This is a genomic window from Nocardioides sp. HDW12B (assembly GCF_011299595.1).
Classification (GTDB): Bacteria; Actinomycetota; Actinomycetes; order Propionibacteriales; family Nocardioidaceae; genus Marmoricola_A.
Genome location: NZ_CP049867.1, coordinates 3911680 through 3925902, shown reverse-complemented (window position 1 = coordinate 3925902; position 14223 = coordinate 3911680). Strand labels below are relative to the sequence as shown.

Annotated in this window: 14 protein-coding genes; 5 read left to right on the top strand and 9 right to left on the bottom strand. The window is 72.6% G+C overall.

Translation table 11 applies throughout. The features are described 5' to 3' along the window. Positions 1-73 precede the first annotated feature (73 nt). Positions 74-1669 (top strand): long-chain-fatty-acid--CoA ligase, encoded by a 1596-nt coding sequence (locus G7072_RS18370; protein WP_166088960.1) that lies wholly within the window; start codon positions 74-76, stop codon positions 1667-1669. Positions 1670-1678: 9 nt separating this feature from the next. Here G7072_RS18370 and G7072_RS18365 read toward each other — a convergent pair whose 3' ends face one another. Both G7072_RS18365 and G7072_RS18360 read right to left on the bottom strand, forming a co-directional pair. Next, the gene (locus G7072_RS18365; protein ID WP_166088957.1) at positions 1679-2329 is read right to left on the bottom strand and encodes a response regulator transcription factor; all 651 of its coding nucleotides are present in this window, start codon (positions 2327-2329) and stop codon (positions 1679-1681) included. Positions 2330-2339: 10 nt separating this feature from the next. Beyond that, positions 2340-3464: a DUF5931 domain-containing protein gene (locus G7072_RS18360; RefSeq protein WP_166088955.1), complete on the bottom strand. Its 1125-nt coding sequence runs from the start codon at positions 3462-3464 to the stop codon at positions 2340-2342. Positions 3465-3631: 167 nt separating this feature from the next. Between G7072_RS18360 and G7072_RS18355 the strand changes: the two genes are divergently transcribed. After that, complete coding sequence (locus G7072_RS18355) at positions 3632-4504, top strand: zinc metalloprotease (protein WP_206063200.1); 873 nt, start codon at positions 3632-3634, stop codon at positions 4502-4504. A 4-nt stretch (positions 4505-4508) separates the two neighbouring features. Continuing rightward, entirely contained in the window at positions 4509-4820 is a 312-nt protein-coding gene (locus G7072_RS19880; RefSeq protein ID WP_206063199.1) for a hypothetical protein, read from the top strand. A 44-nt stretch (positions 4821-4864) separates the two neighbouring features. Here the strand turns inward: G7072_RS19880 and G7072_RS18350 are convergent, their stop codons facing one another. Continuing rightward, complete coding sequence (locus tag G7072_RS18350; protein WP_166088953.1) at positions 4865-5158, bottom strand: YiaA/YiaB family inner membrane protein; 294 nt, start codon at positions 5156-5158, stop codon at positions 4865-4867. Positions 5159-5260: 102 nt separating this feature from the next. Continuing rightward, a complete protein-coding gene (locus G7072_RS20240) occupies positions 5261-5800 on the bottom strand; it encodes a MarR family transcriptional regulator (protein WP_166088951.1) in 540 nt (179 codons plus the stop codon). A 115-nt stretch (positions 5801-5915) separates the two neighbouring features. Here G7072_RS20240 and G7072_RS18340 point away from each other — a divergent pair, with 115 nt between their 5' ends. Beyond that, a complete protein-coding gene (locus tag G7072_RS18340) occupies positions 5916-6575 on the top strand; it encodes an NAD(P)H-dependent oxidoreductase (protein WP_166088949.1) in 660 nt (219 codons plus the stop codon). A 181-nt stretch (positions 6576-6756) separates the two neighbouring features. On the opposite strand, the gene G7072_RS18335 is transcribed toward G7072_RS18340, so the two are convergent. The 4 genes from G7072_RS18335 to G7072_RS18320 all read right to left on the bottom strand — a co-directional run bounded on the left by G7072_RS18335 (position 6757) and on the right by G7072_RS18320 (position 9665). Then, positions 6757-7479, bottom strand: a complete 723-nt coding sequence (locus G7072_RS18335) for a VOC family protein (protein ID WP_166088947.1) — start codon at positions 7477-7479, stop codon at positions 6757-6759. 105 nt (positions 7480-7584) lie between these two features. Beyond that, positions 7585-7806: a helix-turn-helix transcriptional regulator gene (locus G7072_RS18330; protein ID WP_206063487.1), complete on the bottom strand. Its 222-nt coding sequence runs from the start codon at positions 7804-7806 to the stop codon at positions 7585-7587. Between the two features lie 24 nt (positions 7807-7830). Next, the gene (locus G7072_RS18325; protein WP_240917044.1) at positions 7831-8700 is read right to left on the bottom strand and encodes an ABC transporter permease; all 870 of its coding nucleotides are present in this window, start codon (positions 8698-8700) and stop codon (positions 7831-7833) included. Continuing rightward, positions 8697-9665, bottom strand: coding sequence for an ABC transporter ATP-binding protein (locus tag G7072_RS18320; protein WP_166088945.1), 969 nt, complete (start codon positions 9663-9665; stop codon positions 8697-8699). The genes G7072_RS18325 and G7072_RS18320 overlap by 4 nt, the downstream gene beginning before the upstream one ends. Positions 9666-9824: 159 nt before the next feature. Here G7072_RS18320 and G7072_RS18315 point away from each other — a divergent pair, with 159 nt between their 5' ends. Next, positions 9825-9968 (top strand): hypothetical protein, encoded by a 144-nt coding sequence (locus G7072_RS18315; protein ID WP_166088943.1) that lies wholly within the window; start codon positions 9825-9827, stop codon positions 9966-9968. 26 nt (positions 9969-9994) lie between these two features. On the opposite strand, the gene treY is transcribed toward G7072_RS18315, so the two are convergent. Continuing rightward, positions 9995-14200, bottom strand: coding sequence for a malto-oligosyltrehalose synthase (gene treY / locus G7072_RS20140; RefSeq protein WP_166088941.1), 4206 nt, complete (start codon positions 14198-14200; stop codon positions 9995-9997). Positions 14201-14223 lie beyond the last annotated feature (23 nt).

Here is a 14223-nt window from a genome sequence, read left to right as displayed (position 1 = left end):
GGTGTGGAGGTTCCGGCCCGCGGGCCCGACGGACCCCGTTGCCGCACCGGGGTCGCTGTGGAAGGGTCCCGCTATGACGAACGCCACACCCGAGCTGGTCCTGGGCCACGTGCCCACCACCATCGACGAGCCCCTCGCCCACTGGGCCGCGCACAAGCCCGACGACCTCGCCGTGATGTACGGCGAGCGCCAGTGGACCTGGGCGCAGTGGAACGACCGGGTACGTCGTGCCGCCGGCGGTCTGCGCGCCCTCGGTGTCGGCCGCGGGGACATCGTGGCGTTCCTGGACAAGAATCACCCGGCCTGCGTGGAGATCACGCTCGCCGCCGCCTCGATCGGCGCCGCCCACGCGATCGTGAACTGGCGCTCGGCCGGCGACGAGGTCGACTACGCCGTCAACGACTGCGGCGCGAAGGTGCTCTTCGTCGGCACCGAGCTGATGGCGACCGTGGAGCCGATCCGCGGCAACCTGACCAGCGTCGAGAAGCTGCTCACGGTCACGCCCGACGGCGCCGAGGGGGACGAGTACGAGACCTGGCTCGCCGCCTCCGAGCCGCTGGACCGGCCCGAGGAGACCAGCTCCGAGGACGTCTGCCTGGTCATGTACTCCTCGGGCACGACCGGGCGTCCCAAGGGCGTCATGCTCACCCACGCCAACCTCATCGCCCACACCGTCAACGCCCACGAGGGCTGGGGCTTCGAGGAGGGCGACCGCTCCCTCGTGGCGATGCCGCTGTTCCACGTCGGCGGCACCAGCTACATCATGTTCAGCATCTTCGACGGGGTGCCCAGCGTGATGACCCGTGACCCCGACGGCCCGTCGCTGGCCTGGGCGATCATGAACGGCGGCAACGGCGCGTTCCTCGTGCCCGCCGTCCTCGCGCAGGTGCTCGCCTCCGGCGGCGACGCGGTGAAGCTGTTCGGCGCGCTGAAGATCTACACCTATGGCGCCGCACCGATGCCGACCCCGCTGCTGCGGGCGGCGATGGAGGCCTGGCCGACCACGAAGTTCATGCAGGTCTACGGCCTGACCGAGATGTGCGGCGTGATCACCCACCTGCTGCCCGAGGCCCACCACGACGCCGAGCACCCCGAGCGGCTGCTCTCGGCCGGCACGGTGCTGCCCAACGCCGAGGTCAGGGTCGTCGACCCGGCGACCCTCGAGGAGGTGCCGACGGGCCAGCCCGGCGAGCTGTGGTTCAAGACCCCGCAGCTGATGAAGGGCTACCTCGGCAAGCCCGAGGAGACCGCGAAGGTGATCACGGAGGACGGCTGGTTCCGCACGGGCGACATCGGCAAGGTCGACGCGGGCGGTTACGTCTACGTCGAGGACCGGCTCAAGGACATGATCATCTCGGGCGGCGAGAACATCTACTCCCCCGAGGTCGAGCGCGTCATCTCCGAGCACCCCGCGGTGGCGGAGGTCGCCGTGATCGGCGTCCCCGACGACCGCTGGGGCGAGGTCGTCAAGGCCGTGGTCGGGCTGAAGCCGGACACCGAGGCGACCGAGGAGGAGATCATCGCCTTCACCGCCGAGCGGCTCGCGAAGTTCAAGTGCCCCCGCTCGGTCGACGTCGTCCCCGCTCTCCCCCGCAACCCGACGGGCAAGATCCTCAAGAAGGACCTGCGCGCGCCCTACTGGGCCGACCGCGACCGCGCCGTCGTGTGACCGGCGCCGCTAGCCGTCGAGCCCCTGCTCGATGGCGTAGCGGGTCAGCTCGACGCGGTTGTTCATCTGCAGCTTGCCGAGGATGTTCTGGACGTGGTTCTGCACGGTCCGGTGCGAGAGCACCAGCCGCTCGGCGATCTGGCGCGAGGTCAGTCCCTTGGCGACCATGGTGAGGACCTCCGTCTCCCGCTCGGTCAGCGGCGACTCCTCGCCGTCGCTCGGCTCGTCGGAGAGCCGTTGGAACTCCCCGAGCACCAGCCCCGCCAGCCCGGGGGTGAAGACCGGCTCACCGGCGGCGGCACGACGTACGCCGTCGACGAGCTCTTCCCGGCTCGCCGACTTCACGAGGTAGCCGACGGCACCGGCCTTGACCGCCCCGAGCACGTCGCTGTGCTCGCCCGACGCCGAGAGCACGAGCACCCGCGCCTCGGGGTCCTGCGCCACGATCTGCGCGGTGACCGCCACCCCGTCGGGGGCGGGGATCTGGAGGTCGAGCACCACCACCTGCGGGCGGGCTGCGGCGAAGCGCGCGAGCGCCTGCGTGCCGTCGGCGGCGGTAGCGACCACGACGAAGCCGGCGGCAGCGAGGTCGCGCTCGACGGCCTCGCGCCACAACGGGTGGTCGTCGACGACCATCACCCGGACGGGGGTCTCGCTCATGGCGTCGAGACTAGACGGCCCGGGGCACGACCAGCTCCCACTCGGTGCCCCACGACCCGGTCGTGAGGGTGGCGGTGCCGCCGAGGTCGGACATTCGCCCGCAGATCGACTCGCTGACGCCGAGCCGCCCCTGCGCCTCGGCCTCCTGGAGCCGACCCGGCGCGATGCCGGGGCCCTCGTCGCGCACGGACACGTTTACCCGGTCGGGGAACGCCTGCACCAGCACCCAGGCAGGGGCGTCCTCGCCGACGTGCCGGGCCACGTTGTCCAGGCAGGCCCGGACCACGGCGACCAGCTCGTGCGCCGTCTCCTGCGGCAGCTCGACCGCGGTGGCCGGCGTGGCGACGGTGACCGCACGGTCGCGCTCGAGGCGCCCGAGCTCGGCCGCCAGGTCCACCACACCGCCGGCGGTCGTCGGGGAGGCGTCGGCGCGCAGCAGCGCCCGCAGTGCCCGCTCCTGCTCGCCCGCCAGCCGTGCCAGCTCCGCCCCGTCGCGGCCCAGGTCGGGGCCGCGTCGCTTCACGAGCGCCAGCACCTGCAGGGTCCCGTCGTGCACGACCCGGTTGAGCCGCGCGCGCTCGGTGGCGGCCGCGGCGCTGCGCTCCGCCTGCTCGCGCTGCACCGCCATGCGCTGGAGGGCCTCGCACATGTGGCCCACGACGAGGCCGCCGAGCACGAGCAGGAAGGCGTTGCCGTAGTTGGCCTGCTCGACGTCGGGCCGCACGGCCAGGTCGATCCCGGCCAGCAGCACCCCGGCGATCAGCCCTCCGGTGCGGCGGTAGTGGATCGCCCAGGCGAAGAGCGCCCCCATCACCCAGAAGCCCGGGACGCTGGCGTTGAAGTCGTCGCCCTTGACCACGGGTGTCACGGCCAGGAGGGACAGCGCCACGACGAGGTCGGTCACGAGCAGCGGGAGCTCCCGTCGCCGCGGCTCGGCGTACGCCCAGAGCGCGACGGCCGTCCACACCACCATCACGGCGAGGCAGGCCAGCGCCAGCCCGGGTGACCGAAAATTGTCGAAGCGATAGAAAGTCAGTCCGGCCGCGTTGAGCAGGACGATGGACCGCAGCACGGCGAGCGCACGGAACAGCTGGCTCTTGACGTCGACGGCCGCCGCGGTGGTCCAGGTGCTCATGAGGTCTCCGAGCGTACGGCGGACGCGAGGTCCGAGGGTCCCTTGACAGGCCGACGGGCCCGCGAGCAGGGTCGGAGCCAGGATCCGGCCGCTCGACCGGGCGTCGCGGGTCGTCCTGGTGTCCGAGAGGAGGGGCCATGCCCCCGAGACGTCGACAGTGTGCCGCGATGCAGGAGTACGAGCGGCTGCTGGAGGAGCAGCCCTCCTTCCGTGCCAACCAGCAACGGGCCGAGGTGTTCACCGCTCGGGCGGTCACCAGCGGCGAGGCCGCACGCGTGGCGAGCACCGTGGTCACCATCCCGACCGTGGTGCACGTGGTGCACAAGAAGCCCGCGGAGAACATCACCAAGGCGCAGGTGAGGAGCCAGATCGACGCGCTCAACGCCGACTTCCGCGCCAAGAACCCCGACGTCACGAAGGTGCCCGACCCCTGGAAGGGCCTGGTCGCGGACGCCAAGATCCGTTTCAGGCTGGCCACCACCGACCCCGATGGCAAGCGCACCGACGGGATCGTGCGGGTCGCCACCGACCGCGCCTCGTTCGGCGCCGGCGACGCCGTCAAGCGGGTCGCGTCGGGAGGATCCGCGGCGTGGCCGACGGACCGCTACCTCAACATCTGGGTCTGCACGCTCGGCGGCGGCCTGCTCGGCTACGCCCAGTTCCCGGGAGGGCCGAAGGCGACCGACGGGGTGGTCATCCTGAACACCGCCTTCGGCACCGAGGGCAGCGCCTCCGCGCCCTTCGACCAGGGGCGCACGCTGACCCACGAGGTCGGGCACTGGCTGAACCTGCGTCACATCTGGGGCGACACCCTGGACTGCAGCGGCGGCGACCGGGTGCCGGACACCCCCAACTGCGAGGGCCCCAACACCGGCAAGCCGACCTTCCCGGTCGTGACCTGCAACAACGCGCCGTACGGCGACATGTTCATGAACTACATGGACTACGTCGACGACGCCGCGATGTTCATGTTCACCGCCGGTCAGGTCTCGCGGATGAACGCCTGCCTCGCCGGACCGCGCAAGTCGTTCCTCGCGTGAGCGCATGACGCCGGAGGAGGTGTGCGGCCGCTGGGTGCACGTCCGGGAGGAGGACACCGAGCACGAGATGGTGTTCCGCCCGGTCGGCACCCCGCTGCCGCCGGCGCGCGGGCGGGTCGCGTTCGAGCTGCGCCCGGACGGGAGCTTCGCCGAGACCGGCCTCGGTGCCGCCGACATCCCCGAGGAGGCCGCCGGCGACTGGAGCGTCGAGGGTGACACCGTCACGCTGAGCGAGGGTGCCGCCCAGGGGGTGCCCCGGGTGATGCAGGTGGTCTCGGTCGCGCCCGACCGGCTCGTCGTACGCCGGTCGGGCTGAGCCGACCTGGTGCGGGGACCGGGCACGGTGTCTGCCGCCCCGGCTCAGGCGACCTCGCGGAAGGGGTCGTGCTCGGCGAGGATGCGCTCGACGCGGGCCTGGTCGAGGCGGCTGTAGATCGCCGAGTCCTCCTGGTTGTCACGGATCACCTTGGCGAGGGTGAAGGAGGAGGAGACCAGGAACAGCGTCGTCATGGCGATGAAGCCGCGCATCCAGGCATCACCCGGCATGTAGAGGGCGGCCATCACCAGGCCCAGCAGGGCGACGCCGAACGAGATCGCTGCCTGCGCGAAGAAGGCCGAGGTGGTCCGGGTGGTGCGGGGCTGGTTGCTGCTCACGGCGGTGATCCTCCTGGTCGGCGCCGGGTCGGTCCCGGCGTCCTCTCGATGGATCAAGCCTCGCTGCTGCCGTGCGTGAGCGCCTGAGTAGCGCTACTCAACTCACCCGCGGACCCCCGTCGGGGCGTCGACCGAGCGGCCGGGCGCCAGCGTCTCCGCCACGTCGCAGGCGTTGACGACGCCGTCGGACCGCACGTCCCCGGCACCCTCCGCGACCCTCAGGAGAAGCTCGCGGAACAGCAGGGCGTCGGCGTCCGACAGGCCGGCGAGGACGCCGCGCTCGACGTGCTCGATCCGGTGCGTCGCCTCGACGTAGGTCGACCGGCCACGCTCGGTGAGCAGCACCTGGCGCGCCCGACGGTCGGCGGGATCGGGTCGCCGCTCGACGAGGCCGGCCTTCTCGAGGTCGTCGATCAGGTAGGTCATCACGGTGCGGTCGAGCCCGAGCCGCTCGGCGATCCGCGCCTGGTTGGCGCAGGAGGTGCCGGCCGCGACGGCCATCACCTGGAAGCCGCGAGGACCGCCCGGGAGGTCCTCGACGGCCGCGCCGGCGCTGGTGGAGAAGCGCCGGAACAGCGTCCCCAGGGCCTGCCCGAAGTCGAGCTCGGTCACCGGGGCTGGTCGCTCGCCCTGGTCCGTCATGCCCTGAGTCTACGACGCACGCGGCCGTGGCGATCATCGTTCTTCCTGATCATCTTTTGTTCAGATCATCTGTGTGCAAGACTATTGCCCTCACCCCCACCCGAGGAGCACCCCCATGAGCCGCACGATCTTCCGCCTGGACGCCAGCATCCGTCAGCAGGGCTCGGTCACCCGCGCCGTCGCCGACACCCTCGAGGCCGCGGTGCTGGACGACCTCCACCCGACCGACGTCGTACGCCGTGACGTGGGCGCCCGCCCCCTGGACGGCTCCGTGTGGGGCGAGGCCGCCTTCGCCGGCTTCACCCCCGAGGAGGCCCGCACCGACGAGCAGCGCGCCGCCGTGGCCGTGGCCGCCGGGCTGGCCGACGAGGTCGTCGACGCCGACGCCCTGATCCTCGCCGTGCCGCTGTACAACTTCGGCGTCTCCCAGCACTTCAAGACCTGGTACGACGTCGTCAGCACTGACCCGCGCCTCGGACCCGGAGCGACGACCCTCACCGGGCGACCGGCCTTCCTGGTGACCGCGCGAGGTGGCGGCTACGGCGCCGGCACCCCACGGGAGGGCTGGGACCACGCCACGGGATGGATGCGCCGCGTGCTCGCGGACGTCTGGGGCCTCGACCTCGAGGTGATCGAGACCGAGCTGACCCTCGCCGAGGTGACGCCCCAGATGGCCCACCTCCGCGAGGCGGCGCACTCCCTGCTCGCCGAGTCCCACCAGGCGGCGCAGGAGCGCGGACGGTCGCTCACGCTGCGGCTGCGGTCGGCCGCCTGAACCGTCGCCCCGTCGCCCCGTCGCATCGGCGTCGGGCCGGACAGGCACCTGGCAGGTGCGCCGACCCCGTCGCCGTACGCTGCAGCCATGATGAACACCAAGGTCGTCGCCCTCGTGCTCGTCGCAGCGCTCGTGATCACCGGTGTCGGGACGGGTCTCTCGGTCCTGTTCGGCCGCTAGGTCAGGCCCCGGACGACACCGGCAGCACGCAGAACTCGTTGCCCGACGGGTCGGTGTAGGGCCGCCACGGCAGCTCGCCCCAGTCGACGCGGAGCACGTCGCCGCCCCGCGCGGCGATGCCGTCGGCGGCGTCGTCCTGCACCTCGCCGGCCTCCAGGCGTACGTCGAGGTGCATCCGGTTCTTGCTCGCACCCTGGGGGTTCCGCTCAGGCCGGAGCTCGAGCGCGGGCCCGCGTCCCGAGGGGTGACGCAGCGTCCGCGTGCCCGGGCCGAGCGCCGGGACCTCCGTCCAGCCGGTCAACCACGCCCAGAAGGCGACGTCCCGGTCGGTGTCGGCGGAGTCGAGGGTGACAGCCGCGAGCGGTCCGGTGCCGGCGTACGACGCCGCCTCCTCGGCCAGGCGGAAGGGGTTGCCCTCCGGGTCGGTGAGCACGTCCTCGGAGGCTCCGTCGGCGCGACGGCGCGCGCCCAGCGCGAGCAGCCGCTCCACCTCGGCGTCGCGCCGCTCGCCGCCCGCGACGGCCGGGACCAGGCGCGGTGGGTCAACGGGCGGCTCGGACACCCGCTGGAAGCAGAGGTCCAGGACCGGGCCGTCCGCGACGGCGAGCCGCGTCTCGAAGATGCCCGGGTCGTCGGTGAGCGTCTCGCTGCCGAGCGCTTCCTGCCAGAACCGTCCCAGCCGCTGCGGGTCGAAGGCGTCGACCACCAGGTTCTCGAGGTACATCCGTCCACGGTAGGTCGCGCGTCGCCCCCCTGACACCGAACGGGCAGGGCCGGCAGGGCCGGCAGGGCCGGCAGGGCCGGCGGTGTCGTACGGCGTCGTACGACGTCAGGCGGTCCGGTGCCCCAGCCGGGGGAAGGGCGCCAGCGAGAAGACGACCTCGGTGGGCACGTCGAAGAACTGCGCGATCTTGAGGGCCAGGTGGAGGCTCGGGCTGTACTCACCGCGCTCGAGGTAGCCGATGGTCTGGTAGTGGACCTCCAGGGCGTCGGCCAGGTCGCGGCGCGAGATGCCCCGCTCCGCCCGCAGCATGGCGATGCGGTTGTGCACCACCTCGTTGCTCGGCGCCACCGGTCAGCTCCACGCCTGGAGAGCGGCCTGCTTGCGGCTCTCCACCGCGGACCCCGACTCGCGACGCGCCATCGCCCGCAGCACGCGCGGCGCGACCGCGAGCCCGATGACCGCCCACAGGCCCAGGACGGCGAACGTCTCCCAGGTGTGGAACGCGCCCCCGAGCTCGGCGGCACCGGCCGCCTCGGGCAGCAGCGCGTCGCGCATCCCGGCGCCGAGCCAGTAGACCGGGAAGACCAGCGCGACGGGGTGGATCCAGTCGGGCAGGCCCGTGATCGGGTAGAAGATCCCCGAGATGCCGATCAGCACCACCATCGGCAGGAAGCTGAGACCGAACCCCGCGCCGGAGGACTTCACCGACGCGCCGACGACCGCACCCCAGGGCATGGTGGCCATCATCCCGACGAGGAAGACCGCGCCGAGCATGAGCCAGCCGGTGGCCGGCACGTCGCGCAGCCCGGGCAGCAGGAACACGCCCGCAGCGAGGAACACCACGAGGCCGAGCAGCGTGCTGAGGATCGCCAGCGTGATGCGGGCGACGAGGTAGCCCACCATCCCGTTGGGGGTCGACTTGGCCCGCAGCAGGGTGCCGTCCTCGCGCTCGACGGCGAGCGTCTGGGCCGTGCCCATCCACCCGCCCATCGCGACGTTCATGCCGATCAGGCCGGGCAGGGTCGCCAGGGCCAGGGAGAACCCGGTCCCGGACAGCTCTGAGTCCCGCTGGAAGACGAGCACCAGCACGAAGGCGGCGTTGATCGTCACGAGCCAGACCTGGTCGGCGCGCGTCGAGAGGCTCTGCCTCATCTCGAGCACACCGCGTCGCACCCCCAGGCGCGCCGCCAGCACGGTGGGCCGCTCGGTCAACGCGCTCACGGGACCACCGCCAGGCCCTCACCGGTCGAGCCGGACACGGCGGACCCGCCAGGCCCGGCGGGCCCGCCGGGTCCGCCGCGCTCGCCGGACTCGAACCGACGCACCAACGCCATGTAGCTGTCCTCCAGGGTCGCCCGCCTGACCTCGAGGTCCGCGACCTCGTCGCCGTACTGGGCGAAGAGCTCACGGACGAACTGCGTGGCCCCCTCGGCCGCGTGGACGAAGTGCTCGCCGTTGCGGCTCCACCGGACCTCCGTGCGGCCCGCCACCTGACGGGCGAGCTGGGCGGCGCTGCCGTCCGCGACGATGCGGCCGCCGGCCAGGACCAGGATGCGGTCGGCCAGCTTCTCGGCCTCGTCGAGGTCGTGCGTGGTGAGCAGGATGGTCGTGCCCTCGAGGTCGGCGAGCCGGTGGACCACGTCGTGGAAGTCCCGGCGCGCCTGGGGGTCGAACCCGGTGGTGGGCTCGTCGAGGAAGAGCACGTCGGGTCGGCCGACGATGCCGATCGCGACGTCGAGACGTCTCCGCTGACCGCCGGAGAGGGAGCCGACCTTCGAGCGGCCGTGCTCGGTGAGGCCGACCAGCTCGAGGAGCTCGTCGACGTCCATCGGGCGCTCGCGCTCGGGCGTCGAGTAGGGGCGGTAGTAGGCGGCGAGGTGCTGGAGCAGCTGCCGCACGCGCCACCGGCCGTGGTCACGCCACGACTGCAGCACCACGCCGAGCCGGGCGCGCCAGGCTTCGTCACCGCGAGCGGGATCGGTGCCCAGCACGGACACCTCGCCCGCCGATCGGACCCGGAAGCCCTCGAGGATCTCGATCGTCGTGCTCTTGCCCGCCCCGTTGGGTCCGAGCAGCGCAAGGACCTCGCCGCGGTGGGCCGAGAAGGTCACGCCGTCCAGCACGTCCACGTCGCCATAGCGCATGCGCAGGTCCGCCACGTCGATCACGAGGTCGTCCAAGCCCATGGACAGAACGTAGCAGGACTACTACATATCGAGGGAGTCATCGAGCCGACCTGACCACCACCGGCGCACGCCGCTCGGACCTACGACGGGACCTTGGCCGGTCTGTCCCCCGGGCGACCGACCCTGGCGGCGTCACTGCACCGGGCCGAGAGTGGGGGGATGACCAGGGACATCAGGTGCCTCGTCGGCTGGCACAAGTGGGTCAAGCGGGTGAACGACTCCGGCCAGGCCTACCTCGTCTGCCGACGGTGCCAGAAGCACGACGACAACGAGGGCGCGGCGGCCCCGCTCGGCTGGAACTGAGCCGCCGACCGCGGCCCGGGCCGGCGTCAGTGCAGCAGGCAGCTCGCGTGGGGCGGCAGCACGACCGTGTCGCCGTGCACCACGACCCCGGACGGTGACTGCCACAGCGCGGTCCAGGTCCGACCGTCACCGCCCACGCCCGGCCCGTCGGTCTCGCCGCCCAGCGACACGGTGACCTCGACGTCGCTGAAGTTGACCGCGACCAGCACCCCGCTCCGGTCGCCCCGGCCCGAGCCGTCGCGGTGCAGCAGGAACCACCGCGCGTCCTCGTCGAAGGAGACCGAGGTCCGGGTGAGGTCCGGCTCCGTCAGCTCCGGCAGGGTGCGCCGCAGCCGGGTCAGCGCCCGGTAGGACTCGAGCAGGACCGCGTGACGGCCGGAGCCGACCTCGCTCCAGTCCAGCTTCGAGGCGGTGAAGGTCGCCGGGTCCTGCGGGTCGGGGATGGTGTCGGTGTCCCACGCCATCTTCTCGAACTCGCGCTTGCGGCCCTCGCTGACCGCGTGCCCGAGGTCGGTCTCCGGGTGGGAGGTGAAGAACGCGAACGGTGTCGACGCGGCCCACTCCTCGCCCTGGAACAGCATCGGCGTGAAGGGGCCGGCCAGGGTGAGCAGCGCCGCCGCGGCGAGCTGGTCGTCGTCGAGCGTCTCGGTGAGCCGGTCGCCCCGGGCGCGGTTGCCGACCTGGTCGTGGTTCTGGTTGCAGACCACCAGCCGCCAGGCGGGCATCCGGGCGACGTCCACCGGCGCGCCGTGGTCGGCGCCGCGGAAGGTCGAGAACGTCCCGTCGTGGAAGAAGCCCTTCTCGCAGACCTTGGCCAGGGCCGACAGCGGCGCGAAGTCGCCGTAGTAGCCCTGCGTCTCCCCGGTCAGCGCGACGTGCACGGCGTGGTGGAAGTCGTCGCTCCACTGCGCGTCGAGCCCGGTGCCGCCGGCCTCGCGCGGGGTGACCATCGCGGTGTCGTTGCCGTCCCACTCCGCGATCAGCGTCAGCGGACGACGCTGGTGCGCCGACAGCGCCGCGACCCGCTGGCCCATCTCCTCCAGCAGGTGCGTCGGCGAGGAGTCGACGAGCGCGTGGACGGCGTCGAGCCGCAGCCCGTCGACGTGGAAGTCGGTGAACCACATCGCCACGTTGTCGAGGACGTAGGCGCGGACCTCGGCCGAGCCCTCGCCGTCGAGGTTCACGTGGTCGCCCCACGGGTTCGAACCCTCCGAGGAGAGGTAGGGCCCGAACACCGGCAGGTAGTTGCCCGAGGGTCCGAGGTGGTTGTAGACGACGTCCTGGACGACGCCGAGCCCGCGCTGGTGGCAGGCGTCGACGAAGCGCTGGTACGCCGCCGGGCCGCCGTAGGGCTCGTGGACCGCGAACCACGCCGTGCCGTCGTAGCCCCAGCCGTGCTCGCCGTTGAAGGCGTTGACCGGCATCACCTCGACGAGGTCGACGCCGAGCTCGACGAGGTGGTCGAGCCGGTCGACCGCGGCGTCGAGGGTGCCCTCGGGCGTGAAGGTGCCGACGTGCAGCTCGTAGACGACCGACCCGGCGAGCTGCCGGCCGGTCCAGGCGCCGTCGCCCCACACGTGGGCCGAGGGGTCGAAGGTGCGCGAGCGCCCGTGGACGCCGTGCGGCTGGCGCTGCGAGCGCGGGTCGGGTCGGACGTCGGAGCCGTCGACGGCGTAGCCGTAGTCGACCTCGCCCAGTGGCTCCGGCCCGGTCGGGGTCCACCAACCGGACCCTCCTGAGCCCGTCGACGGGTCATCGGTCCGCTTCATGGCCACGACACGGTCGCCCACGCTGAGCGCCACCGTCGCGGCCTCGGGCGCCCACACGTCGAAGCGGCCGCGGCCCTCCCGCCGGTCGGGCACCAGCAGCGCGACCGGGTAGTGCGCGAGCAGGTCGCCGACGTCGACGCGTCCCTGGTCGTCGAGACGCAGCCGGCGGCCGGTCAGCAGGTCGATCCAGGGCCCGTGGGCCGGCAGCGGCAGCGCCGTCTCCCGCCACCCTCCGTGCGCGGCCAGGCCGGCCGGGAGCCGGGTCGCGACGGTGACCGCGCCCCCGCGGTCGAAGGCGAGCACGTGGTCGGCGGCGTCCCCCTCCGCCGTCAGCGGCGTGTACGTCGTGAAGCAGTCCGGCTGGTCACGGCGTACGACGAGCGCGGTGTGGGTGACCAGCAGCTTGACCGTGCCGTCGTCATCCGGACCGCCGACCAGGGCCGGCCGCTCGCCGGAGCGCAGCAGCTCGAGCACCTCGGCGCGGCGGGCGAAGTCGACCGGCCGACGGTTGTCGGGGTCGACGAGGCTCTGCTCCCACAGCTCGCTGCCCTGGTAGACGTCGGGCACCCCGGGGATCGTGAGCGAGACCAGCTTGGCCGCGAGCGCGTTGCTCCAGCCGGGACCGGCGATCTCGGCCACCAGGTCCTCCACGACCGCGCGCACCTCGGGACGGTCGAAGACCGCGTCGACGGCGGCGTGCACGGCCGCCTCGTAGGTCGCGTCCTGCGCGGTCCACGTGGTGCGGTCGCCCGCTTCGCGCATCGCCTTCTCGGCGTACGCGTGGAAGCGGGAGCGCAGGTCGGGGACCTCGACGCCCCCGGCGGGCCAGGCGCCCACGACCGCCTGCCACAGCAGGTTGCCGAACCCGGCGTCGGGCACCGGGGCCAGCGCGAGGAGGCGGTCGAGGGCGGCGGCCCAGCGCTCGGGCCTCTCGGCGAGCACGGCGATGCGGGCGCGGACGTCCTCGCCGCGCTTGGTGTCGTGCGTCGAGCCGGCCGTCATGGCGTGCGGCCACTCGGCCTGGCGGGTCGTCATGGCGTCGTGGAACGCGTCGGGGGCGACCGAGAACACGCTCGGGTCGCCGCCGACCTCGTTGAGGCTGGTCAGCCGCGACCAGCGGTAGAACGCACAGTCCTCGACGCCCTTGGCCATGACCATGCCGCTGGTCTGCTGGAAGCGCTGGGCGGCGTCGGACGCGCCGTCGAACAGCACCGGCTCGACGGCGTCGAAGGTCGCCGCCAGGTCGGGGCGGTGCTTCCGGGCGGCGGCGAACGCCTCCTCGAGGTGCTCGCGTCCCAGAGGCAGGTAGGAGCGGTACACCGGGAAGCAGGCGAGCAGCTCGGCGACCGCGTCGACGATCTGCTCGAAGGTCTCGACGGGCTCGACCGACGGGTTCGCCCGCCCGATCTCGCGAGCGATGCGTCGCACCTCGGAGTTGAGGACGTCGTCGGCCACGGCCCGTTTGGTGTCGTGGATCATCGCGTGCCAGTCGACGGCCTCGCCGCGCAGCCGGGTCTCGAGGTCGTCGAGGGGCTGCTCGCCGGCGGGGTCGGTCAGCACGCGGTCGACCAGCGCCATCACGTCGTAGCCGGTGGTGCCGGCGGTCGCCCACGAGATCGGCAGCGCCTCGCCCGGCTCGAGGATCTTCTCGACCAGCACGTAGGAGTCGCCGGTGAGGCGGGCCAGGTCGTCGAAGTAGCCGCCCGGGTCGCGCAGGCCGTCGGGGTGGTCGACGCGCAGCCCGTCGACGAGACCCTCGTCGAACCAGCGACGGATCTCCTCGTGCGAGCGGTCGAACCACTCCTGGTCCTCCACGCGGATCGCCACGAGCGTGTTGACGGCGAAGAAGCGGCGGTAGTTCAGGTCGTGGTCGGCGCGGCGCCACGAGACCAGCTCGTAGTGCTGACGGGCGGCGACCTCGTTGGCGTCCTCGTCGGGGCCGCGCTCGGCCGTCCCGGGAGCCAGCGGGAAGCGCTGGTCGTGGTAGTGCAGCTCGCCCGCCAGCACCCGCAGGTTGGCGATCCGCCCGGTCTCGGGGTCGAGGTCGTCGTCGCCGATCACGGGGATGCGGACGCGGCCGTCGGCGGCGTCCCAGTCGATGTCGAAGGCACCCGCGTACGCCGACTCCTGGCCGTGGGTCAGCACGTGCCACCACCAGGTGTTCTCCCACGGCCGGGCCACCCCGACGTGGTTCGGGACGATGTCGACGAGCACGCCCATCCCCAGCCGACGGGCCTCCGACGACAGCGCCGACAACCCCGAGGACCGGCCCCGCGAGGGGTCGATCGAGGAGTGGTCGGCGACGTCGTACCCGTGGTCGCTGCCGGACTCCGAGGCCAGCAGCGGCGACAGGTAGACCCAGTCCACGCCCAGGTCGTGGAGGTAGGTCAGCTGCCGCGCGGCGGCGAGCAGGTCGAAGCTCTCGGTGATCTGGAGGCGGTAGGTGCTCGCCGGGATCCTCACGGGGTGGTCCTTCTCAGGTGCGG

Coding starts and splice junctions, on each gene's coding strand:
- G7072_RS19880 (WP_206063199.1), top strand. CDS start 4,509: ATGACGCCGGAGGAGGTGTGCGGCCGCTGGGTGCACGTCCGGGAGGAG.
- G7072_RS18370 (WP_166088960.1), top strand. CDS start 74: ATGACGAACGCCACACCCGAGCTGGTCCTGGGCCACGTGCCCACCACC.
- G7072_RS18355 (WP_206063200.1), top strand. CDS start 3,632: ATGCAGGAGTACGAGCGGCTGCTGGAGGAGCAGCCCTCCTTCCGTGCC.
- G7072_RS18320 (WP_166088945.1), bottom strand. CDS start 9,665: ATGGGCTTGGACGACCTCGTGATCGACGTGGCGGACCTGCGCATGCGC.
- G7072_RS18365 (WP_166088957.1), bottom strand. CDS start 2,329: ATGAGCGAGACCCCCGTCCGGGTGATGGTCGTCGACGACCACCCGTTG.
- G7072_RS18315 (WP_166088943.1), top strand. CDS start 9,825: ATGACCAGGGACATCAGGTGCCTCGTCGGCTGGCACAAGTGGGTCAAG.
- G7072_RS18360 (WP_166088955.1), bottom strand. CDS start 3,464: ATGAGCACCTGGACCACCGCGGCGGCCGTCGACGTCAAGAGCCAGCTG.
- G7072_RS18335 (WP_166088947.1), bottom strand. CDS start 7,479: ATGTACCTCGAGAACCTGGTGGTCGACGCCTTCGACCCGCAGCGGCTG.
- G7072_RS18340 (WP_166088949.1), top strand. CDS start 5,916: ATGAGCCGCACGATCTTCCGCCTGGACGCCAGCATCCGTCAGCAGGGC.
- G7072_RS20240 (WP_166088951.1), bottom strand. CDS start 5,800: ATGACGGACCAGGGCGAGCGACCAGCCCCGGTGACCGAGCTCGACTTC.